This window comes from Desulfosarcina variabilis str. Montpellier (genome assembly GCF_048565275.1).
Classification (GTDB): Bacteria; Desulfobacterota; Desulfobacteria; order Desulfobacterales; family Desulfosarcinaceae; genus Desulfosarcina; species Desulfosarcina variabilis.
In genome coordinates, this window is the sequence record NZ_CP159846.1 from 2,962,553 (window position 1) to 2,984,608 (window position 22,056).

Genomic DNA, 22,056 nt, shown 5'->3' on the forward strand with positions numbered 1-22,056 from the left:
TTATAAAAATAAGTGATATAGGCATTATTTAAGATATCATTTACAACAAGAAAGAAACAATATGAAAATTTATCAATGAAGAACAGATACCTGGATTAAACCGATTATCATTGAAACGAAAAAACCGTAAAAAAATCATTACACTATCAATGTATTTTAGATGGATATTATCCATAAAATCTTTTTAAAAAGGTATATAGTTTATTCGCTTGGTAATTCCAGCTAAAAATCCTTTGATAATTAGATGACAAGGATTTTGCGGACTTCCTCATTTTTATGCGATTTTTATAAGTATATTCGAACGCCAATTTAAAGTCTTCTGAATTGAATCCATTAGTCCAGATGATAGAACAATTTGTATTTTGTATAACTTTATGAGCTGCAATTGGCGTTAAAATAATAGGCCGCCCACATGCAATATATTCAAAAATTTTAATGGGGCTTGACACTTCCCATTCAGGTCGATTTGGTAATGGCGATATGAAACAATCAGAATCCATTAGAGCTTCAGGTATTTTTTCATAAGGTAGATATCCTTTAAATAAAACAATATCCTCAAGATTAAGAGATGTTGTCAATTCCTTTAAATTCTCTAAATAATTTCCGGATCCAATAATTTGAAATCTTATTTTATTTGTAAATTCTCCATTTAGATTTTTTAAAGACTTGATGACAGTATCCAAACCTCGATTCCTAGTAACCACTCCGATATAGGTTACTAAATATTTTTTATTGTTCAAAGGTAAAAAATCTTTAACTGGTTTAAACCGACCAAAATCAACACCAGAATTCCAAATAACAGTATTCTTAAAAGAGGTGTTAAATTCTTTTTCTATATGTTTTTGAAGTAAATAAGTAATGAATGAATAGCTATTTGGAATGGTCTTAAAAAATTTTAATTGTAGATACCAGTGGAGAAAGTAATCTATATGATCGAACACGGAGTGTATTTCAACTGGAATAGTTCTAATATCTAAGTGGATATTTAATTTTTTAAAAAAATTAGTAATTGCACAATAAAATAAGGAAAGAGGAGATATTATTATTATATCATTATTCTTTATATTTTTGAAAAGCCAAAAGAATATAGTTAAACTTAATGAAATCTTAAAAAAAAACGGTAGATTAAATGCTTTAAAATATTTAATGTCAACATGATACCCAAAAGGTACATATTTCTCATGCATATATCCAGTTAAAAGGACGACGTCATATCCATGATTAATAAGATACTCGCTTACTTCAAGCCATGTGCTTTTATCAATCTTTTTATCAAATCTGTTTATATCAATCCAATAAATTTTTTTCATCGTCACCAATGATTAATCTAAACTTTTTGTAGTATTACAAAGAGATAATCTTTAATGTTTATTTTTATATCGATTTTATTCATAATTTTATAAATAAAAGATTTTCGAAACAACATATATGAGTCTCTTGATAAATGCATATAAACCGTTCTCGTTAGTAGCCCATCAAAGATTTTAGATAGACAAACAATCTTTGGAATAAAAGAAATATATAATACTTTAAAACCCATTTTTTTGGATAGATAACTAATATTATTTTTATTTAAAAACCAATTATGATCAATCTCGAAATGATGCCAAAAACCAAAAGAAATCTTGCTTTGTAATGTAAAAATATATGGAACTTCGAAAACAAAAAGTCCATCATGATTAAGTAAATTATGAATTTTATGAAAATTTTTTTTTAAGCTTTTTGTATGTTCTAAGACATTAAACATGGTGATTAACGAAAATTGCTTTTCAAATTTAATATTTTCGAAAAAGTCATTTATCACTTTTACTTCAAATTTATTTTGGATATGCTCTGCACTTTCTTTTGATGGTTCTACACCTATGACATTATAATTTTTGTCATTCAACAATTTAAGAAAAATACCATCTCCGCATCCAATGTCTAATAAATCATTTGAAATATAAGGATTTATAAATGGCTTAATTTTGTTTAAACGTAAATCAAAATTTTTAAAACGAGCACGATACTCAGAATCAGAAAGAATTTTTTTGGGAACAATTTCGAATTCTTTATCAAGTTGAGGATCAGCGAATATTAATCCACAATTATTGCATGAATACAAATTTGGATGATGCTTTTTAGAATGAAGAAATAATTTAAAATTGGTTTTGTTATCACATGCTTCACAATTCATCTTATTTACCATTTTTAAGGTGAAATACTATTAGAAATTTTGACTTTCATGTTTAAGAATTATATTGTTAAAAATTCCAAGATATGACCAGAATACAAAAGATATAGGGTTAATAATTAAGGAAGAGTTATAAATACAAGAAAATAAAATTACGATGACAATTCCTTTTCTTGCTTCTAAAATTCCATTGTAAAATTCAATATTAGTATGAGGGATCTTGTATTTATATAAGAATATAAGAAAGCAAAAGAAAGTAAAAATACCAGAATACCCGAATTCCCAACCAAGACGTGAAAGTAATACTTTATCAATGCCTAATGAAGGAAAACGTTTACTATACTCTCCTTTGCTAAGTTTAAAATAACTGTCAGATGCGTTTCCAATACCATAACCAAATATTTTACTATAAGTAGAATGGTTTATATTTTTAAACATAAAACGAACCTGGCTGATTCGTCGCAACCGCTCATTTTTGGCGTAGGAGATGTCATTAGCACCTAAGGTTTCAAGTGTGCTATCATAATTAATAAAATGACGTTCGATATTTCCATAGATGAAATTATATAAAAAAGCACCAATCATTATAAATATAAAACCCATAAAAAATATTATAATAATTTTTGGTAAATTTTTTACGCCCAAAAAACTTATTATAAAAATAAATGGAAGTATAAAAAAAACAATTTTGCCTTCTGTAATGAATGTTGAAAGTAAAATCGGAATGGAATATAGTAAAAATTTTTTAATTGTGTAGTAACCACATTTATAAAGTGAAATTATAATAGAAAATGATAATAGTTGGAAAATAACTAATGTTCCTGAAGCATTTTGTCCTAACGTACCGACTATCAAATCTCCTGATTTTCCCCAAAAAATAATTTTTTCTGGAATTACAAATAATAATTGTGACGCCGATATTAATATTAATATTTCAAAAAATTTTTCGATTAATTTTAAGGGTAACGGGTATATACTTAAGGCGATGAAAAAAGGAATAAATTTAAAATAATTTCTCACTCCTGCAAAATAGACAAATGGTTTTACGTTATTAATTACTACACCTATAACACTAATAAATAGCCAGACGATTAAAAAACAAGTTAAAAAATTTAATTTTATAGGTAATTTATAAAAGGCAAGATCAGCAAAAATTAACATAAACAAAATCAATGAAAAAATTTCAGCAGCCCAAGTAATTTGTCGTGGTATCAGATTTAAATATCCATTAAAGAAATCAAGAAAGAAAATAGACACTAAAGTACCATAAATAATAAAAAAGAAATAATTTGAACTAATTAAAGTATAATTTTTATTTTCTATCAGGTAGTTGTTTTGTTTAGAATATGATATCATAGCTTGAATAAAATTTTTCTATAATTTATTTTTATTGAATAATGAGATGAAACTTAATGCGTAGAACATCCACGCCTGAGACCATCTCATATAAGGCGTTTTATTGATATAAAAATATTTTTTTTGATAAAAAAAGAAACCTTTTTTTTTATGTTGCAGGTTTTTAATTACATATTCTAAACAATTATGAACCAAATCCGAATATTCAGTAATTTTCTTTAATTTATACAAAGTCACCACTAATACAGATGTTGTATGTACATCAATTGGAAATATTCTGTTGTTGAAGTATTTTGGTATTTCACTGTTTAAAAAAAAGTTGTTAATATAATAGTCAAAACCGTTTACTATATTCTCTGAAAAAGAATTGTCTTTAGTATATTTTTGATATTCTGAAATACATTCCAGATTAAATCCGGTATGGAATGAATCTATCCATTTTTGGTTAGTATTTCTTCCATAATACCATGAACCATTAGAATTCTGATGTGAAATAACTCCTAATAATGATGCTTTAGAAGCAAATAAGTATTCAGTTGAATTAGTGTAATGAAAAGCTCTTGATAAAAGACGAGATCCAAGTAAAGATGCATTGTAAACACAATCACGTTTCATCGGAGTATAGGAAAAAACAAAACCTTTTCCTATTTTTGTCTTCTTTAAATCCTTTAAAATAAATTTACAACTACTAAGAGCGGCATCAAGATATTCTTGATTTTTAGTACAATTGAAAGCATCCATTAGTGCATTTGCTGCAAAAGAGGTCGTCACTACAGTTGGGTAACCTGTTGGTAGGTAAGCACTTCGATTTTGCCATGGGAAATTATAGCCCCAACATGCGCCTGAAAACATATCATTTTTGTGTTTCAATAACGTAGTTGAAAGAAATTTTATAACTTCTAATATTGAAGACTCTCTGGAAACAGAATATAAATTACAATAACCTGATAGAAATAAAGCAATACCCTTTGGATTGTATTCTTTCTTTATCAATAGAATTGGCCGTAAATTTAAAGGAAAGCGTTTAAAGAACTGAATCCAAAAAAATCTTAGAATAAAAGAATTCTCAAATAGCTTGTTTTTTGTAAAAGGAGAATTGAGACCATCATAAGGATCCCAACCTTTAAAGCCATTTTTTTCACAATATATTCTTAGTAATGATAAGTGTTTTTTAAAATTTAACGGTTTCAAAAGTACTCCAAAAAGACAATTTCGATAGAGAAATAATATTTACCAAATTTAAAAAACTTTCAATGATTTCAACTCGGTTATTGAATCAAGTTATCGACATAACCAATTATAGATGAGATTGTTAAATTCAAATCATTTTTATAACTTTTTAATTTTTTATGTTTCAAAATTTTTATTTTTTTCTTAATATCAATTGGTTTTCTAATAATAGTTAATTTTCCCATTTTTTCTAGATATTTGTCGACCTCTCCTGTTTTACCTCCAAAAAAACTATAAGCAGGTACATTAATGGCTGCCGCTTCTCTTATCATCGTACCGCCTCCACTAATTACAATATCGGAAATATTTACAATTTCAACACCATTAATAACTTCATCAGGAATTAAAATTTTTCTTTTAAGAATGTATTCTTTCCATTTTAATTTTATTGACACTTTTTGTTTTTTTGTTCTTGGCAAAAGAATTAATTTTGTATGTTCTTTTGTCACTAGGTAGCTCATGATGAGATCAAATAGTTTACTACTATAGCTACGATGATAATGTGCTTCAGTTGCAGGAGGTCTTATTGTTATAACAATATCTTTTTCATTAATATCAAGAACATTTTTAATGGTATCAATGTATTCAACATTTTGCATGTAAACATTTTCTTTAAGCCCTGGATAAGATTTGTAATTTTTGTTTCTTGAAAGACCACCGTTTTTATACAAAACTTCTGGAACAAGACATAAATTAGGATTTATAAAGATTAGTTTTTGGACAAACTCATAATCATAAGCTGCAATAGTCGGAATTTTTAATAGTTTAGCAGCTAATATCTGTGATCTTGAAAAATGTGAAAAAGCAATGTCAGGATGTTCTTTATGTATTGCTATGAGTAACTGGACTGATCTAAAAAAGAAACCTATTATTTTAATTAATTTTTTTTTCCCGTAATGTTTCCCAATGATTGAGGCATTGATTTCGAATAATTTGACAAGTCCAGTAACCTGAGCATAATCTCTTGCTGTAATCAATAATGAGTAGCCCTTTTTTTCAAGTTCTTTAATAAGTGGATAGAAGAAAAGGACGTGCGGAGAATTATCTAAATCGATCCATATTTTTTTTTTCATTTGAAATATACTCAAAATCCAATATCAGGAGAAAACTAATAGAATATATTTTTAAAAAGGCTCGAATAATTTTTTCTAATCCAATAAATAATGAGCAAATTACATAGATAATTATCTTTATTTGCTAATGGAGATCTATTTATTGAAATACAATATTCTTTTAACAAGCGCCAATGAGTAAATACTTTACGCAACTTAATATTTGGGTCATACCATTCGATTGTTTTTGACTTCGTATTGTGTATTTTCCAATGTTGATTTGGATGAGATCGTTTAAAGAATAAATATTCCGGTATTTGAAAAACAAAACCACGCAAAAGGATCTCAGCGATTAGAACTCTATCTGCTTGATAAAAACTTTCTATTAAACGCGTTTTACTAAGTGCGGAAGATCTGAAAACACCAAAAACCGCACATTGAGCATGGGGACGTTTAAAGTATTCAAATACTCTACGAACAGTGTTGTTATGATGATAATTTCTTGAAGGGTAAGTCTTTATAAAATTATCATTTTCATCAATTTCAAGAATTTTGGAATGGCATAATAGAATGTCAGGATTATTATCTAGGATTTGTATGCATTTTTCAATGAAAAATTTTGATATAAGATCATCGTGCGCAGCCCATTTAAAATATTCACCTTTAGACTTATAGAATACATAATTATAATTCCAAGTTGCGCCTCTGTTTATTTTATTTCGAAAAAACTTTACTCTTTTATCCATTGAAGCAAAATAATCGCATATTTCAGCAGTCTTGTCGGTTGATGCATTATCAGAAATTAAAATTTCAATATTTTTGTAACTCTGTTGCGTCAAACATTTTAATGTTTTTTCTATATAGTTTTCTCCATTGTAAACAGGTAATCCTATACTTACTATCCTTTTACTCATTTTAATATACACTTATTAAAAATACTAAATAATTTATAAAATAGATTTCAGCGCGCATAGATGAAAGGTTTATTAGACTTTTTGGAGATTGAATTATAAGTAATTATCGATAAAAAAACAGCACTGCTAAGATATACAATAAGAGTTGAATAGGCTATGCCAATTAATCCAAATTTATGAAAAAAAATAAAATTAAGCGGGATATTTAGGATTGCAATAGCAAAAGAATTCAACAATAATGATTTTTCTCTTTCTGTAGATTGTAATGTTAAAGTTAATGGAATGGTATAATAGCTGAATACCAAAGCAAATACTAACAACCTTAATATTATTCCGGATTCATAAAATTCTTCTCCAAAGATTAAATTTACAACATCTTTTGCAAAATAGCTAAAAATTAAACAAGCTGTTAACACAAAGAATAACAATAAACAAGAATACTTAAAAATTAAATATGAGTTGTTTTCTTTTTTAGATGTTTTAACAAATATTGGGAAAAATGCGGTTGATAATAATCCGCGAATAATTTCGCCTTCTAAAACAACCTTATATGCTACTGAATAAAGGCCAACGTCTGTTGAATTTGATAAAAAAGATATCATTAAAATATCAATTCGTGTTGCTAATGTATTAACAAAGCCAATCAGCGTAAAAGTAATTCCGGATTTTAATATATGATTATTATATTTGAAGGAAGGCTTAATTTTATAAATAACAAATTTCTTTGAAAATATAAAATTAATAATTAGAATGAAAAATCTAGATGCTAAATTCGAAATCAAAACAGCGATTACACTATAACCTAGATAAAGAAAAAGAATAGAAAAAAATGCAAAAAGTATTTTAGTAATGATTGAAAAAATAGCAAGATATTTCATTTTCTCAATAACTTGATATATCGTACTAAAAAAAGGCCTAAATCCGATCTCCAACAATTCTAAACTGAAAAGAACTATCAATAGTTTTGTTTGATAATTAAAATTAGTAAAGAAAACTGCAATATTACAGATGATAAAAGAAAGAAATACAGCTAATAACTTTATTCCAAACGTATTTTCTATTACAATTGGAAATTGTTTTAAATTTTTTGAACCTTCTCTGATGAGGGATTTAGATAAGCCATTTAATGTAAAAACACCAAATATTCCAACAAAAGCAGTTATAGTTGAATATATTCCAAAGTTCTCAGGACCCAGCTTTTTAGCAATATAAAAAAAGGCTAAAATATTAATTATCTGAGATATTATATTGCCTACCATTAAATATGAGGCATTAATAATTCCATTTATAAAAATATTTTTTTTGATCATAAAATAAAAAATGAAAACTAATTTGTAGCAGAAGAAATATCCATAAAATAATCAAAGAGAGCGATGAAATCAGGATTGGAACCAGCATTTCCTGAAAAAAGACCAATATCATTCATTTGCATTGAAAAGGTAAATGAAGCAAGGGCATTCCAGGTTGTACCATCGTAAGAATAAGATTGAATCCATGTGTCACCTTCACGTTTAACGCGCATATAGCGCGGGGCACCAGAACTTATAACATACTTGTAAATACGTGTTGGTTGTCCATTAGTGAATGATGCACAATGAATTCGAGTGAGGCTTCCATCAGTGTAAAAATCAAAACGCAAGAAATTATAATCATCCTGCTCAACCAATACACCTTCTAATTGGTATGCTTCACTTAGATCAGAATCAAATTTGACTTCGATTTCAAAGTCAATATCTCCGACGTATTGAATGATTCGTGGGGCCAAATTCCCATCGCTCCAGACGTCGTGGTTAGTACCGGCCGGAACGGAGATAGAAACCTGTGAGCCGGTCATGGCAACCGAACCGTCTCCTAGCGGATCAATAAATTGCCAGAGATCAGTGTTTAAACTACCCGTGTTGAAGTCATCAGAGACAATGACATCAGAAATCGAAAGAACGGTCAGGGAGGCAGGATCGGAAGCAACGGAGCCGTAATCGTTCGTGACTGTGCAAGAGAATTGGGCGCCGTCGTCGGCCAATGTAGCGTCTGGTGTGGTGTAAGATGCGCTGGTCTCTCCATCAATGTCCACACCGTCCTTTTGCCACTGGTAGCTTAAGGGGGTTGCTCCAGTGGCAGTAACGCTGAAGGTAGCGCTCTGGCCTTCGTTGACGCTCTGATCGACGGGCTGGGTGGTAATTATTGGTGGCAGGTCACCAGATAATGGAGTAACAGATACACTGCCAAAACTGGTATCTGCATTATGGGAAAGCAGTAGTAGCGATCCATTAAGTGGGCTGGTTAAATCCTCTTCGCCAATAATATCCCAATCAGCAGGTTCGGACTGGCCTTGCTCCCATACCTTTAGCCTATATACGCTACCCACATCGGAAATGGTCTGGACACGCATTTTAAAGATGTAGGGGACACCAAAACTCAATGTTTTCCCACTTGTATCTTCGATGTCCAAATCACTTTCGCCACCAATCATTCTCAGGTTTTCTCTGCCGCCCTGGTAGCGATACCAGCCTAATGCACCCATTGGGTACCATCCGTAAGTCGGTTGAGAACTGGTCCATGCATAGTGACCATCCCATCTCAACAGGATGCCCACACCTGAATCATTAGATCCTGATAAAAGTCCATTGATCGTTACAGGAACTGTAATTTCATAGTCGTCCCACAGGACATCGCCAATGGCGATTAGTCGGTCATATCCGGGAATGACCGTTCGGACGCTTCCGTTTTCCAATGTCCACAACCCGTCGACGATTTGTGATGCATCGTCTATATTTTGCACCTCGCTCCAGTCCACTGAGTATGTGTCAGGCCATATATTGTCGTCAAAATATTCCACATTGACAGTGGACTGAGATTGGTTTCCCAAACTGTCTGTCGCCGTGATTACAATCTCATTGATTTCAGGTGAGGAAAGGAGCTCGGTAAACTCGATTTCAACGTTGAAATCACCGGTACTTTGAAGCCGACGTCCATTGGGGCCAATAGTCAGCGTATTTTCAGAGCCACTGTTCAAAGTGAAGGTTAATGAATCCACTCCATCAGCATCATAAACGTTCCCCAGGACATTGATCCACCGTTGTGGAATGCCGACCTGGCCAAAGGCCTGGTAATAGATACTGTCTCCCTGGTCTTCTGCATACCAGAAATCAAAGAAAGTACTTGAATCCATTACGGTCAGTGTCGCCGGATCGGAGGAAACGGAACCATAATCGTTGGTTACGATGCAGTTGAATTGAGTACCGTCGTCAGTCAGGGTGGTGGCTGGTGTGGTGTACGAGGTACTGGTTGCACCGCTGATGTCTGAGCCGTCTTTTTGCCATTGGTAGCTCAGGGGGGCGGTGCCGGATGCGGTGACGCTGAAAGTCGCGCTTTGACCCTCGACAACGCTCTGGTCAACTGGCTGGGTGCTAATGGATGGTGCACTACCCGCAGCATTGACGGTGAGGGTGGCTGGGGCAGATGAAACAGAGTCGTAGTCATTGGTGACAATGCAGAGAAATTGAGCACCGTCGTCAGCCAGTGTGGTGGCCGGTGTGGTGTACGTGGCACTGGCTGCACCACTGATGTCAGTGCCGTCTTTTTGCCACTGATAGCTCAGTGGAGTAGTACCGGTTGCGGTGACGCTGAAGGAAGCGCTCTGTCCTTCGGTAACGCTCTGATCAACAGGCTGCACGGTGATGGATGGGGCGCTGCCGGTGGTATTGACGGTTAGCGTGGCCGAATTGGATACGACAGAGCCGTAGTCGTTGGTGACGGTGCAGGAGAACTGGGCACCGTCGTCAGCCAGGGTAGTGGCCGGTGTGGTGTACGACGCGCCGGTGGCGGCGGAAATGTCCGCACCTTCCTTTTGCCACTGGTAGCTCAGAGGCGCGGTACCGGTTGCGGTGACGCTGAAGGAAGCGCTCTGTCCTTCGGTAACGCTCTGATCAACAGGCTGCACGGTGATGGATGGAGCGTCGCCGGCGGCATTGACGGTTAGCGTGGCCGAATTTGAGACAACGGAGCCGTAGTCGTTGGTGACGGTGCAGGAGAACTGGGCACCATCGTCGGCCAGGGTGGTGGCGGGAGTGGTGTATGACGCGCTGGTGGCGGCTGAAATGTCCACACCATCCTTTTGCCACTGGTAGCTCAGGGGGGCGGTTCCGGTGGCGGTGACGCTGAAAGAGGTGCTTTGTCCTTCGGTCACGCTCTGGTCGACAGGTTGGACGGTGATGGAGGGGGAGATAAAATCAGAGATATTTAAAAAATAATCAGCTATCGCACTGAACGCCGGACTGGGGCCGGCATTGCCCGCAAAAATACCGATGGCGTTCATCTGCATGGCGAAGGTAAAAGAAGGAAGATCTGTCCAGGAACTGCCGTCGGTTGAATACGACTGGGTCCACAGATCCCCGACTCGTTTCACACGCATGTAAAGTGGGGCACCCGAGCTGATAATCGGTCTGTGAATATGAACCGGCTGTCCATTGGTGAAAGATGCACAATGTATTCGGATGTAACTGCCATCGGTGTAAAAATCGAATCGCAGAAGATTAAGCTCGTCCTGCTCTACTATAATGCCCTCCATCTGGTATCGCTCGCTTAGCAGTGAGTCGAATTTGACTTCGATTTCGAAGTCGGTGTCGTCCACGTACTGAACGATCCGTGGGGCGAAGTTGCCGTCGCTCCATATGTCATGGGATACGCCAGCCGGCACGGAGATGGAGACCTGGGAGCCGGTCATGTCAACCGAACCATCGTCTAAAGGATTGATGAACTGCCACAGGCTCGTGTTCAAACTGGCGGTATTGAAATCGTCGGAGGCAATTTCACCAGTTTCGGAAAGCACATAGAGTATGGCTGAATCGGATGATACCGATCCGTAGTCATTGGTGACGATGCATGTGAACTGGGCACCGTTGTCGGCCAGGCTGGAGGCAGGTGTGTTGTACGACGCGCCGGTGGCGCCGGAAATGTTCACACCATCCTTTTGCCACTGGTAGCTCAGTGGATCGGCACCGGTGGCGGTGACACTGAAGGTGGCACTCTGGCCCTCGACGACGCTCTGGTCGACAGGCTGCACAGTGATCGTGGGTGCACTGCCGGCGGTGGATACGGTCAGGGTGGCCGGATTACTGGCGTCAGAACCATAGTCGTTGGTAACAGTACAGACGAACTGTGCGCCGTCGTCGGCCAGGGTAGTGGCCGGTGTGGTGTATGAGGTGCTGGTTGCACCGCTGATGTCCACTCCGTCCTTCTGCCACTGATAGCCCAGGGGGTCGGTCCCGGTGGCGGTGACGGTGAAGGTGGCGCCCTGTCCTTCAATGACACCCTGGTCTTCCGGTTGGACAGTGATCGTGGGTGCGCTGCCGGCGGTGGATACGGTCAGGGTGGCCGGATTACTGGTGTCAGAACCATAGTCGTTGGTAACAGTACAGACGAACTGTGCGCCGTCGTCGGCCAGGGTGGTGGCAATGGTGGTGTACGACGCGTCGGTGGCGTCGGAGATATCCACTCCGTCCTTCTGCCACTGATAGCCCAGGGGGTCGGTCCCGGTGGCGGTGACGGTGAAGGTGGCGCTCTGTCCTTCAATGACACCCTGGTCTTCCGGTTGGACAGTGATCGTGGGGGCGCTACCGGCGGTGGAAACGGTCAGGGTGGCCGGATTACTGGTTTCAGAACCATAGTCGTTGGTAACGGTACAGACGAACTGTGCGCCGTCGTCGGCCAGAGTGGTTAACGAAGTGGTGTATGAGGCGCCGATGGCACCGGAAATGTCTGCGCCGTCCTTCTGCCACTGATAGCTCAGGGGGGCGGTGCCGGTAGCGGTAACGCTGAAGGTGGCGCTTTGCCCCTCGGTGACGCTCTGGTCAGCGGGTTGAGTGGTGATGGCCGGCGCCGTATACCCGGAGATGTTCAAAAAGTAATCGGCGAGCATGATGAAAGACGGGCAGGGGCCGGCGTTGCCAGTAAAAAGGCCGATCGTGTGCATCTGCATAGAGAAGGTAAAAGTGGGAAACTCGGTCCAGGAACTGCCGTCAGTGGAAAACGATTGGGTCCACAGGTCTGCGGCCCGTTTCACACGCATGTAAAGTGTGGCACCCGAACTGATGACCGACCGGTAAATTCTTGTGGGCTGGCCATCGGTGAACGATGCGCAATGTATCCATGTTGAACTGCCATCGCTGTAAAAATCGAACCGCAGAAACTTCAGGTCGTCCTGATGGACCAGCACGCCTTCCATCTGGTATCGTTCGCTGAGCAGTGAGTCGAATTTGACTTCGATCTCGAAGTCGGTGTCGTCAACGTACTGAACGATCCGGGGCGCGAAATTGCCGTCGTTCCATACGTCATGGGATGTGCCACCCGGTACGGAGATCGAGACCTGGGAGCCGGTCATGTCAACCGAACCATCGTCTAAAGGATTGATGAACTGCCACAGGCTCGTGTCCAAACTGGCTGCATTGAAATCGTCAGATATGATTTCGGCTGAAGCCGGTAGTACTATTAGTGTAGCGGAATCAGAGGAAACGGAACCATAGTCGTTGGTGACAGTGCATGTGAACTGTGCCCCGTCGTCGTCTAAGGTGGTGGCGGGTGTGGTGTATGAGGCACCGGTGGCTCCGGATATGTCCACACTGTCTTTTTGCCACTGGTAACCTAATGGATCGGTACCGGTTGCGGTGATGCTGAAGGTGGCTGTAAAACCTTCATTGACAGTCTGGTCCACGGGCTGGGTGCTTATGTATGGCGTACTTCCAGAGGCATTGACGGTAAGCGTGGCCGAATCGGAGTCAACGGAGCCGTAGTCGTTGGTGACTGTACAGGTAAACAGTGCGCCGTCGTCGGATAGGTTTGTTGCCGGTGTGGTGTATGAAGCGCCCGTTGCGCCTGATATGTCCACGCCGTCTTTTTGCCACTGGTAACTCAGAGGTGTTGTACCGATGGCGGTAACGCTGAATGTGGCACTTTGACCCTCGGTAACGCTCTGGTCTGTGGGCTGTACGGTGATGGTGGGGGCGCTGCCGGCTGCACTCACGGTCAGTGTAACCGCGTTGGAGTCAGTCGATCCATAGTCATTGGTAATGGTGCAGGTAAACAGTGCGCCGTCGTCGTCCAGTGTTGTTGCCGGTGTGGTGTATGAAGCGCCCGTTGCGCCTGATATGTCCACGCCGTCTTTTTGCCACTGGTAGCTCAGAGGCGTTGTACCGATGGCGGTAACGCTGAATGTGGCGCTTTGCCCCTCGGAAACACTCTGGTCTGTGGGCTGTAAGGTGATGGAGGGGGCGCTGCCGGCACTGTTGACGGTGAGTGTGGCCGAATCAGAGTCAACGGAGCCGTAGCCGTTGGTTACAGTGCAGGTGAATTGGGTGCCGTCGTCGTCCAGTGTTGTCGCCGGTGTCGTGTAGGAATTACCGGTAGCACCACTAATATTTACACCGTCCTTTTGCCACTGGTAGCTCAGAGGAGCGGTTCCGGTGGCGGTGACGCTGAAGGTTGCGCTCTGACCCTCGGTGACGCTCTGGTCAACTGGCTGCACGGTGATAGAGGGGGCGATAAAATCGGATATATTCAGAAAATAATCGGCCAGCGCACCAAACGCCGGGTCGGTACCGGCATTGCCTGCAAAGACACCGATAGTGTTTATCTGCATGGCAAAAGTAAACTCGGGAAGTTCGGTCCAGGCACTGCCGTCGGTGGAATAAGACTGGGTCCACAGGTCCGCAGCCCGTTTCACGCGCATGTAAAGCGGTGCACCCGAGCTGATAACCGATCTATGAATGCGCGTTGGTTGTCCATCGGTGAATGATGCACAATGTATCCGGGTGGAGCTGCCATCGCTGTAAAAATCGAAACGCAGAAAATTCAGGTCGTCCTGGTGGACCAGCACGCCTTCCATCTGATATCGTTCGCTCAGCAACGAATCAAACTTGACTTCGATCTCAAAGTCGGTGTCGTCGACAGACTGAACGATCCGTGGGACAAAGTTGCCGTCGCTCCATACGTCGTGGGAAGTCCCGTCCGGTACGGAAATGGAAACCTGTGAGCCGGTCATGGAAACCGAAGCGTCATCCAGCGGATTGATAAACTGCCACAGGCTCGTATTTAAGGTCGCAGAATTGAAATCGTCGGAGATAATTGCAGCTGAGGAATTGGTGTTCAGTGGACCGAAGGAAAATGAGATAAAGAACAAGAGAAATAGAAAAATAGTGTATTTCGCTTTTACATTGAATTGAGAAATCATAATTTTTTCCTCTGCATGGACGGCAATTTCAGCTCGCGCTAAAGTTTCTTTGTGTAGCAGGTGATAAATACAGGATTACAGATCCCTGTATTTGCGGCAAGCTCGACAATCGCACAGTTCAGTTAATCAGATAAAAATTCTGGAGGCGCCTTTTAAAAGCGTGGATGAATGGTGTGATGTTGCTTGTTTTGGTTTTTGACCGCACTCATACTGCCATGAATGTGGGGGTGATGTTCAATTGTTCAGTCCTGTTTTTAATCTCCTCTAAATAATTGGCATTCATGATAAGGATGGCTTCCGGTTGAAAATCCGCGAGAAACTCCGGTGGCACGATTTTCTGGCCGGTGCCTGGAACAAAACGACCTTGTTTGTGAGGATTGATGTCGACAACATATTCTACATACTTCGAATTTTTCAGTACATTCAGGAAGGTCACGCCTTTGGAGCCTCCCCCCCAGATTACTGTTTTCCGGCTATTTTGTCCCAAGAACCCAAGTTCTGTCTCCCAGTAATTGATTTTTTCCTGATACTTATTCGTGAATGCACAGGTGTATTCATGGAAATCCATCATCTCCTCATCGCCTGGATCAGCAGCAATGCCTGCAGCGACGTCAGGTTTAGCATCGATACACAGAAACTGTCCCTGAAAACTGGACTGGAGATCGAGGACGTCGAAGCCGCAAGCTCTGAAAAGATGGAACAGTGACATCATGCTGAAATATCCGCAGTGCTCGTAGATCAAATCCCAGATCCCCATGTCCTTCACGGTGTAAAACACATCGGGGACCTCAAAAAAGACGATGCATCCCAGTCTTTTACCGATTGTCCGTCGCACTGATTGAAGAAAGGCTTGCGGATGTTGAATATGCTCCAGGACGTGACGACAGCAGATCAGATCAGCCGGGTAATGGTGATAACGTTCGGAAAAGTAATCGTTGATGACCGTAAAGCGGCTTGCCGCGTTATGGTTAACACGATTGTTTTCATAACTTGGATCGAAGCCAAGTCCTCGATTCTGTCCCAATTCGCACAGCAGCGCCAGAAAGTCTCCCTTTCCGCATCCGATATCGATTACATCCTTGTCGTGAAGATCGTAATCTTGGACCAGCCGCTGAGCCAGTTGTTTGGCGTAGCGTTGAAAACGGGATGAAAAATGAAGAGAGTTTTCATATTGTTGGTCATAGTCCAACAGACTTGGATCAAAAGCTGAATTAAAAACATGTCCGCATTTTTTACATGCCCGCAATCGAATTCTGCCTTTGGGGGCCGCCAGGGCTTTATCACGGGAGTCCCAGAGTCGATTGCAGTAAATTGGCATTTCGACGATATCGATCAAATCCGTCGTATTGAGCGTACCACAAACCGGGCATTGTCTTGGGTCCATTAGAAGTTACCTGTCAATTTCAGAGCGTCAATATCTCAGGCTGAAGCCCCATCTGGTCAAGATCCTGCTTGATTTCATTGCGATAGATGGTGTTCATGATGATCACGACATCCGGCAGATACTCCTTGAGATGCTGGGGACTGACAACCCGTTGCCCGGTGCCGGCCATATAGGTTCCCTGCCGAAATGGATTGATATCGACCACATACTCAACATCTTTGCCGCCATTTAACGCCGTGAGAAATGCGACTCCTTTGGAACCGGACCCCCACAAAACCACCTTTTTCCCCTGTCCACGAATTCGCTTGAGCGATTTGGACCAATGACCGGTCTTTTCCTTAAACCGCCGGCTGAATTGATCAACGTATTTGCGGAATTCACCCCGTTCGTTTCCAGGCATCGCGTCTCCAGAATGGCCGGCACTTGATGGTTTTGCTTCCAGCATGATATATTGGCCGTTGTAGTCAGTTCTCAGGTCCAGCACCTCGAACCCGTTGTGTTTAAAAAGCTGTGCCAAGGAAGCGGTGCTGAAATAGGAGCAATGCTCATAGTATATATCTTCGAAGGCACAGTCCCGCATTATCCGCATGGCATCCGGAACTTGAAAAAAAACAAGCGTATCCAGATTGCCACCAATGGCTTTTCTTACCGTCTGAACCATTGCGGCTGTATCGGGAATATGTTCCAGCGTCATGCGGCAGCAAATTACGTCAGCGGTGTATGACGCATATTTGTCCGAATAGTAGTCTTTCACAAAAGTCAGGTGGTGGTCCCTGTTATCGCCGGTCCGGCCCTCGACATAGGCCGGATCAAATCCGATTCCCTGATTGCTTCCAAGTTCGCAGATCAGATCCAGGAATTCACCTTTCCCGCAGCCGATCTCCAGAATTTTCTTGCCGTGCAGATCGTATTGATGGACCAGGTGTTCGGCGAGCTGGTGCGCAAAAGCATTGAACGTTGGTGAATACCCTTGGGATTCCTCACAATCCGAGGAATAATGAATTAATTTCGGATTAAAGGACGCATTAAAGACAAAGCCGCATGCATGGCAAAAGCGAAGTGCGATATTTCCGCGAGGAAAATTCAGCGCTTCAGTCCGCGATCGAACATTCACCACGCTGTTCACCGGTACATCATCGATCCGGTGGAAAAGTATAGTGTTCCGTGACCGGCAGCTGGGGCAGGGCGGGCCATTGGAAGACGATGATTTATCAAGTCGTCGAGATTCATGCATATTCATTTGTGTTCTAATCGTTAAATAATGGTCGGTTCTGGTACAGGGATGATAAATTTTCCCCCCCGTTGCCGGTATTCATCCTGTTGTCTCATGATTTCATCGGCAAAATTCCAGGCGAGAATCAGAACATAGTCGGGTTGGTTTTCGATCAGCTTTTCAGTGGCGAAAACAGGAAGATGCTTTCCGGGCATATATTTCCCATGTTTATGAATGTTGCGGTCGACAACAAAATCAATGATTTCCGGACCAATGTTTACATAATTGACCATGGTGCTGCCCTTTGCCGCCGCGCCATATGCAGCAATGGTCTTGGCTTTCGACTTCAATTCGGTCAACAGGGAGAGCAGTCTCTGCTTCAGCCGTTCCACCCCGTTGGCGAAATCCGCATAGTGGTCCAGGGACCCAACGCCTCTTTCCCGCTCCATCTGCATCAATTGGATGACAGAGTCGTCCACTGATTCATGGGGTTCAATAAACAATCGCAGTGACCCCCCATGAATGGGAATCCGTTTCACCCTGTTAAGATAAAGGTGATGACTACGAAACAGATGATCCAGGGCCGTGACCGAAAAATAGCAAAGATGTTCGTGATAGATCGTGTCAAACTCGCATTTGTCGATGAGGTCCTCGACGTAGGGCACTTCCAGGACAGCGACACCGCCGGGTTTCAAGAGGATACGAATACCCTCCACGAAACCGTTGGTATCCGCTACATGGGCCAGGACATTGTTGCCGTGAATAACATCGGCACGCTGGCCTGTTCGGCGAAGGTTTTCAGCCATGGACACGGTAAAAAATTCATTCAATGTTGGCACGCCAATTTTTTCAGCCGCCTTGGCTTGTGCAGGGGCGGGGTCAATGCCCAGGACCGGGATGCCGAATTCCACATAATTTTTAAGCAAATAGCCATCGTTACTAGCCAATTCCAGCACCAGACTATCGGCGCCCAGCTTTCTTTCTGCAATCAGGCTGAGGGCATTTTCCTTTGCATTTTCCAAAATGGTTGGAGAGTACGATGAAAAGTATTGATAGCTGTCAAGGAAGAGGTCTTCCGGTGGAACCGTTTCCAGAATCTGTACGAGGCTGCAATTCGGGCAGAAGGCGACTTCCAGCGGATAGAACGGTTCGGGATGGTTCAGCATGGATTCCGTCAGGATTCGATCGGATGGTGGTTTGTTCCCCAGATCAAGAAAAACGATCAGGCCGGGCTCCTGACATGAACGGCAGGTATGGCTGTTTTTTTTCATCAATACCTCCCTCCCGCGGCAGAAGCGTGCTTCTCAATCCATCGCAGGTCCTCGTCCAACACGCCATCCTGAATCAATTTTTTGATGTGGGCGATTCGCTTAAAGCGGGGGCCTTCGAAATCTTCCACGCTCAACCCCACCTTACTATAGGCGTTGTACAATTCCTCGACACCTCTTTTAAGCGTCCATTGAGGCTTAAAGTTTACAAGCTGCTTGGCAATTTTATTGCAGTCCACACGATAGCAGCGTTTGTCGGGGCTTGCGTCCAGTGCATATTCAATTTCGCATCCCGGGACGATTTCCTTTACCACCTGGGCGATTTCGTAGATCTGGTAGTTTTCGGAGGTCGTGCCGATATTGAACGCCTCGTTGTGGATTTTTTCGCGCGGCGCTTCCAATGCGGCGATATAAGCAAGCGATATGTCGCGGATATGAACAATTGGCCGCCATGGCGTACCGTCGCTCTTCAAGTAAACTCGGCCTGTCGTAAATGCCCATGCCGTCAGATTGTTGGTTACCAGATCGAACCTCAGGCGAGGAGATACACCATATGCGGTGGAGGCACGGATGTACGTGGGGCTGAATTTCTCATCGGCCAGTTGAGACAGCCCTTTTTCAACATTGACTTTGGATTCGCCGTATGGGGTCACGGGGTTGAAATCGGAGTCCTCGGTAAGGAAATCAGCCCCTGCCGCACCATAATTACTGCAGGATGAGGCGAAAAGAAACCGTTGTACGTTTGCCGCTTTTGCTTTCTTCGCCAGCTTCAACGATGCGGATTCATTGATCTCACCCGTCAATTCCGGCCTGAAATCCCCTAAGGGATCGTTGGAAAGACCGGCCAAATGAATAATCGCATCGAAGCCGTGCAGATCATCCACAGCGATATCTCGGACGTCCATCGTCCATGTCTCCACCTGTGGGATCTCTCCCGCGAACGTGCATTGCCTGTACAAATCCGTGTCCAGGCCGATTACATCATAATCTCTTTCCTGTAGCATCGGAACGAGTACCGTTCCGATATATCCTCGGGATCCTGTAACCAGTATTTTCATTGTATTACTCCCATATTTTCCATGGTGCGTTTCCGGTTTGCCATAGATCTTCCAGAATATATTTTTCACGCAACGTGTCCATGCATTGCCAGAAGGATTGGTGCTGGTATGCCATCAATTGTCTATCCCGGGACAGCTTTTCGAGCGGTTCTTTTTCCCATACGGTTTCGTCTCCGTTAATGTAATCGAAAATTTCCGGTTCAAGAACAAAAAATGCACCATTGATCCAGCCTTCCCCTGTTTGCGGCTTCTCAGAAAATTCTTTGACGATTTTATTTTCAATGTCGATATGTCCATAACGCGCTGGCGGTCTTACCGCTGTCATTGTTGCCAGTTTGCCGTGGGATTTGTGAAAATCGATAAGCGCAAAAAGATCAATATTGCAAACCCCGTCGCCCCACGTAAGCATGAAGGTTTCATCGCCGATATAGGGCGCCAGACGTTTAATTCTTCCACCGGTTTGGGTTTTCAAGCCTGTATCGATCAATCGAACAGTCCAGTCTGTTTTTGTTCGTTGGTTCTGTTTTACTTCTCCATTTTTCATGTCGACAGTCAGATCACTGCTCAATGAACAGTAATCGACCATGTATTTTTTTATAAACTCTCCTTTGTACCCTAAGGCGATGATGAAATCGTTGAAACCGTAATGTGAGTATATATTCATGATATGCCAAAGAATCGGTTTCCCACCGATTTCGACCATCGGCTTGGGTTTGATTTCCGTTTCCTCCGCAAGTCGCGTCCCAAATCCTCCAGCGAGAATAGCTACCTTCATGCATACCTCCTTTCCAAAATCATAATCGATATGCAGTATTTATTCAGCATTTAAAATTTTCCCCTCAGGATATTTCTTTAATGCTTCTGACTACCTGGTCGATTTGATACTCGGTTAATTCAGGATAAATGGGCAGAGAAAGAAATTCTTCGGCACATTGCTCGGCGATCGGTTGACTTCCGTTACCATTTGAAAGCTTTGTAAAAGCATCCTGAAGGTGCAAAGGTATTGGATAGTGAATGCCGGCGCTGACATCCCGGTTAGCAAAGGCTTTCAGCATCTTGTTGCGATTTTTTACACGTATCGCATAGATATGAAAAACATGCTTGGCATAATTTGCGGTGACGGGAGTGATGATTCCTTTGACGTCCGACAATAAATGGTTATAGACGCCGGCGCATTTTCTACGCAGTGCATTCCATTCAGGCAGGTGTTTTAGCTTGACGCTGAGAATAGCTGCTTGAATTCCATCCATTCTGGCATTCCAGCCAATCAACTGATGGTCATATTTCTTATCTTGACCATGATCTCTAAGCATGCGTAACTTGATGGCATACTCATTTTCGTTACAGACAACAGCTCCTGCTTCACCGTAGGCCCCTAAATTTTTTCCTGGATAAAAGCTGAAACAACCCATATCACCAATCGTACCCGCTTTTCTCTTTTTATACTCAGCTCCATGAGCTTGGCACGCATCCTCGATTACGTAGAGGCCATTTTCCCTGGCAATATCGGTAATCGCATCCATATCACAGGGTTGACCGAAAATATGGACAGGTATTATCGCTTTTGTTTTTTCGTTAATTGCCTTTCCTAATAAATTTGCATCCATCGTATAAGTTTGTTTGTCGATATCGACAAAAACCGGTTTAGCTCCACAAAACCAGATGGCTTCTGCTGTGGCGATAAAGGTATTTGGAACCGTTATCACCTCATCACCACTCCCGACACCAAGAACGGTCAGTGCCAGCCAAAGCGCCTCGGTACCGCTCCCAACGCCAACGGCATGTTCGATGCCGCAAAAATGAGCAAATTCCTGTTCAAACCTCTCCACAAAAGGACCGCCGGCAAAGGCGCAACTATCGATTACCTGCCTGATGGCATCGTCGATTTCATCTTTGATGGAGGCATATTGGGCTTTTAGGTCGAGGAAAGGGACTTTCATTGGTTTTCCTAATAAGTTGGTTTGTTGGTTGTTTCGTTAGTTAGTTAGTTGGTTAGTTAGTTGGTTGGTTAGTTGGTTGGTTGGTTGGTTTGTTTGTTTGTTTTTTGGTTAGTTGGTTAGTTGATGAGCTGGTGCGCTAATAAGCTGGTTAGCGGTTAGCGATTAGCATTAAAAAAGGATCTGCAAGCGAGGTTGAATATCAACTGCTACTGGTTTGTGATCTGAATTACATCTGGTCAATAAA

Annotated in this window: 14 protein-coding genes; all 14 read right to left on the reverse strand. The window is 41.6% G+C overall.

Annotated elements, in window-relative coordinates:
• Window positions 1-167 precede the first annotated feature (167 nt).
• The 14 genes from Dvar_RS13250 to Dvar_RS13315 all read right to left on the reverse strand — a co-directional run bounded on the left by Dvar_RS13250 (window position 168) and on the right by Dvar_RS13315 (window position 21,812).
• Window positions 168-1,310, reverse strand: a complete 1,143-nt coding sequence (locus Dvar_RS13250) for a glycosyltransferase (protein WP_419662178.1) — start codon at window positions 1,308-1,310, stop codon at window positions 168-170.
• A gap of 17 nt (window positions 1,311-1,327) precedes the next feature.
• On the reverse strand, window positions 1,328-2,176 hold the full coding sequence (locus Dvar_RS13255) for a class I SAM-dependent methyltransferase (RefSeq protein ID WP_419662179.1): 849 nt from the start codon (window positions 2,174-2,176) through the stop codon (window positions 1,328-1,330).
• 30 nt (window positions 2,177-2,206) lie between these two features.
• A complete protein-coding gene (locus tag Dvar_RS13260) occupies window positions 2,207-3,529 on the reverse strand; it encodes a hypothetical protein (protein WP_419662180.1) in 1,323 nt (440 codons plus the stop codon).
• A gap of 18 nt (window positions 3,530-3,547) precedes the next feature.
• Window positions 3,548-4,720 (reverse strand): hypothetical protein, encoded by a 1,173-nt coding sequence (locus Dvar_RS13265; protein WP_419662181.1) that lies wholly within the window; start codon window positions 4,718-4,720, stop codon window positions 3,548-3,550.
• A gap of 77 nt (window positions 4,721-4,797) precedes the next feature.
• Entirely contained in the window at window positions 4,798-5,832 is a 1,035-nt protein-coding gene (locus Dvar_RS13270; protein ID WP_419662182.1) for a DUF354 domain-containing protein, read from the reverse strand.
• A gap of 35 nt (window positions 5,833-5,867) precedes the next feature.
• Window positions 5,868-6,725, reverse strand: coding sequence for a glycosyltransferase family 2 protein (locus Dvar_RS13275; RefSeq protein ID WP_419662183.1), 858 nt, complete (start codon window positions 6,723-6,725; stop codon window positions 5,868-5,870).
• Window positions 6,726-6,772: 47 nt separating this feature from the next.
• Window positions 6,773-8,035: a flippase gene (locus tag Dvar_RS13280; RefSeq protein WP_419662184.1), complete on the reverse strand. Its 1,263-nt coding sequence runs from the start codon at window positions 8,033-8,035 to the stop codon at window positions 6,773-6,775.
• Between the two features lie 17 nt (window positions 8,036-8,052).
• Window positions 8,053-14,949 (reverse strand): immunoglobulin domain-containing protein, encoded by a 6,897-nt coding sequence (locus Dvar_RS13285; RefSeq protein WP_419662185.1) that lies wholly within the window; start codon window positions 14,947-14,949, stop codon window positions 8,053-8,055.
• Between the two features lie 205 nt (window positions 14,950-15,154).
• Window positions 15,155-16,333 carry a methyltransferase domain-containing protein gene (locus Dvar_RS13290; RefSeq protein WP_419662186.1) on the reverse strand — a complete coding sequence of 393 codons (1,179 nt, stop codon included), beginning with the start codon at window positions 16,331-16,333 and terminating at the stop codon, window positions 15,155-15,157.
• Between the two features lie 19 nt (window positions 16,334-16,352).
• Window positions 16,353-17,450 carry a class I SAM-dependent methyltransferase gene (locus Dvar_RS13295; protein WP_419662187.1) on the reverse strand — a complete coding sequence of 366 codons (1,098 nt, stop codon included), beginning with the start codon at window positions 17,448-17,450 and terminating at the stop codon, window positions 16,353-16,355.
• 137 nt (window positions 17,451-17,587) lie between these two features.
• Window positions 17,588-18,817 (reverse strand): methyltransferase domain-containing protein, encoded by a 1,230-nt coding sequence (locus Dvar_RS13300; RefSeq protein ID WP_419662188.1) that lies wholly within the window; start codon window positions 18,815-18,817, stop codon window positions 17,588-17,590.
• Complete coding sequence (locus Dvar_RS13305; protein ID WP_419662189.1) at window positions 18,817-19,872, reverse strand: NAD-dependent epimerase/dehydratase family protein; 1,056 nt, start codon at window positions 19,870-19,872, stop codon at window positions 18,817-18,819. Before Dvar_RS13305 ends, Dvar_RS13300 begins: the two co-directional genes overlap by 1 nt.
• 4 nt (window positions 19,873-19,876) lie before the next feature.
• Window positions 19,877-20,647, reverse strand: coding sequence for a glucose-1-phosphate cytidylyltransferase (rfbF, locus tag Dvar_RS13310; protein ID WP_419662190.1), 771 nt, complete (start codon window positions 20,645-20,647; stop codon window positions 19,877-19,879).
• A 64-nt stretch (window positions 20,648-20,711) separates the two neighbouring features.
• The gene (locus Dvar_RS13315) at window positions 20,712-21,812 is read right to left on the reverse strand and encodes a DegT/DnrJ/EryC1/StrS family aminotransferase (protein ID WP_419662191.1); all 1,101 of its coding nucleotides are present in this window, start codon (window positions 21,810-21,812) and stop codon (window positions 20,712-20,714) included.
• Window positions 21,813-22,056 lie beyond the last annotated feature (244 nt).

Coding starts and splice junctions, on each gene's coding strand:
- Dvar_RS13260 (WP_419662180.1), bottom strand. CDS start 3,529: ATGATATCATATTCTAAACAAAACAACTACCTGATAGAAAATAAAAAT.
- Dvar_RS13290 (WP_419662186.1), bottom strand. CDS start 16,333: ATGGACCCAAGACAATGCCCGGTTTGTGGTACGCTCAATACGACGGAT.
- Dvar_RS13255 (WP_419662179.1), bottom strand. CDS start 2,176: ATGAATTGTGAAGCATGTGATAACAAAACCAATTTTAAATTATTTCTT.
- Dvar_RS13275 (WP_419662183.1), bottom strand. CDS start 6,725: ATGAGTAAAAGGATAGTAAGTATAGGATTACCTGTTTACAATGGAGAA.
- Dvar_RS13250 (WP_419662178.1), bottom strand. CDS start 1,310: ATGAAAAAAATTTATTGGATTGATATAAACAGATTTGATAAAAAGATT.
- Dvar_RS13280 (WP_419662184.1), bottom strand. CDS start 8,035: ATGATCAAAAAAAATATTTTTATAAATGGAATTATTAATGCCTCATAT.
- Dvar_RS13315 (WP_419662191.1), bottom strand. CDS start 21,812: ATGAAAGTCCCTTTCCTCGACCTAAAAGCCCAATATGCCTCCATCAAA.
- Dvar_RS13305 (WP_419662189.1), bottom strand. CDS start 19,872: ATGAAAATACTGGTTACAGGATCCCGAGGATATATCGGAACGGTACTC.
- Dvar_RS13285 (WP_419662185.1), bottom strand. CDS start 14,949: ATGATTTCTCAATTCAATGTAAAAGCGAAATACACTATTTTTCTATTT.
- Dvar_RS13300 (WP_419662188.1), bottom strand. CDS start 18,817: ATGAAAAAAAACAGCCATACCTGCCGTTCATGTCAGGAGCCCGGCCTG.
- rfbF (WP_419662190.1), bottom strand. CDS start 20,647: ATGAAGGTAGCTATTCTCGCTGGAGGATTTGGGACGCGACTTGCGGAG.
- Dvar_RS13270 (WP_419662182.1), bottom strand. CDS start 5,832: ATGAAAAAAAAAATATGGATCGATTTAGATAATTCTCCGCACGTCCTT.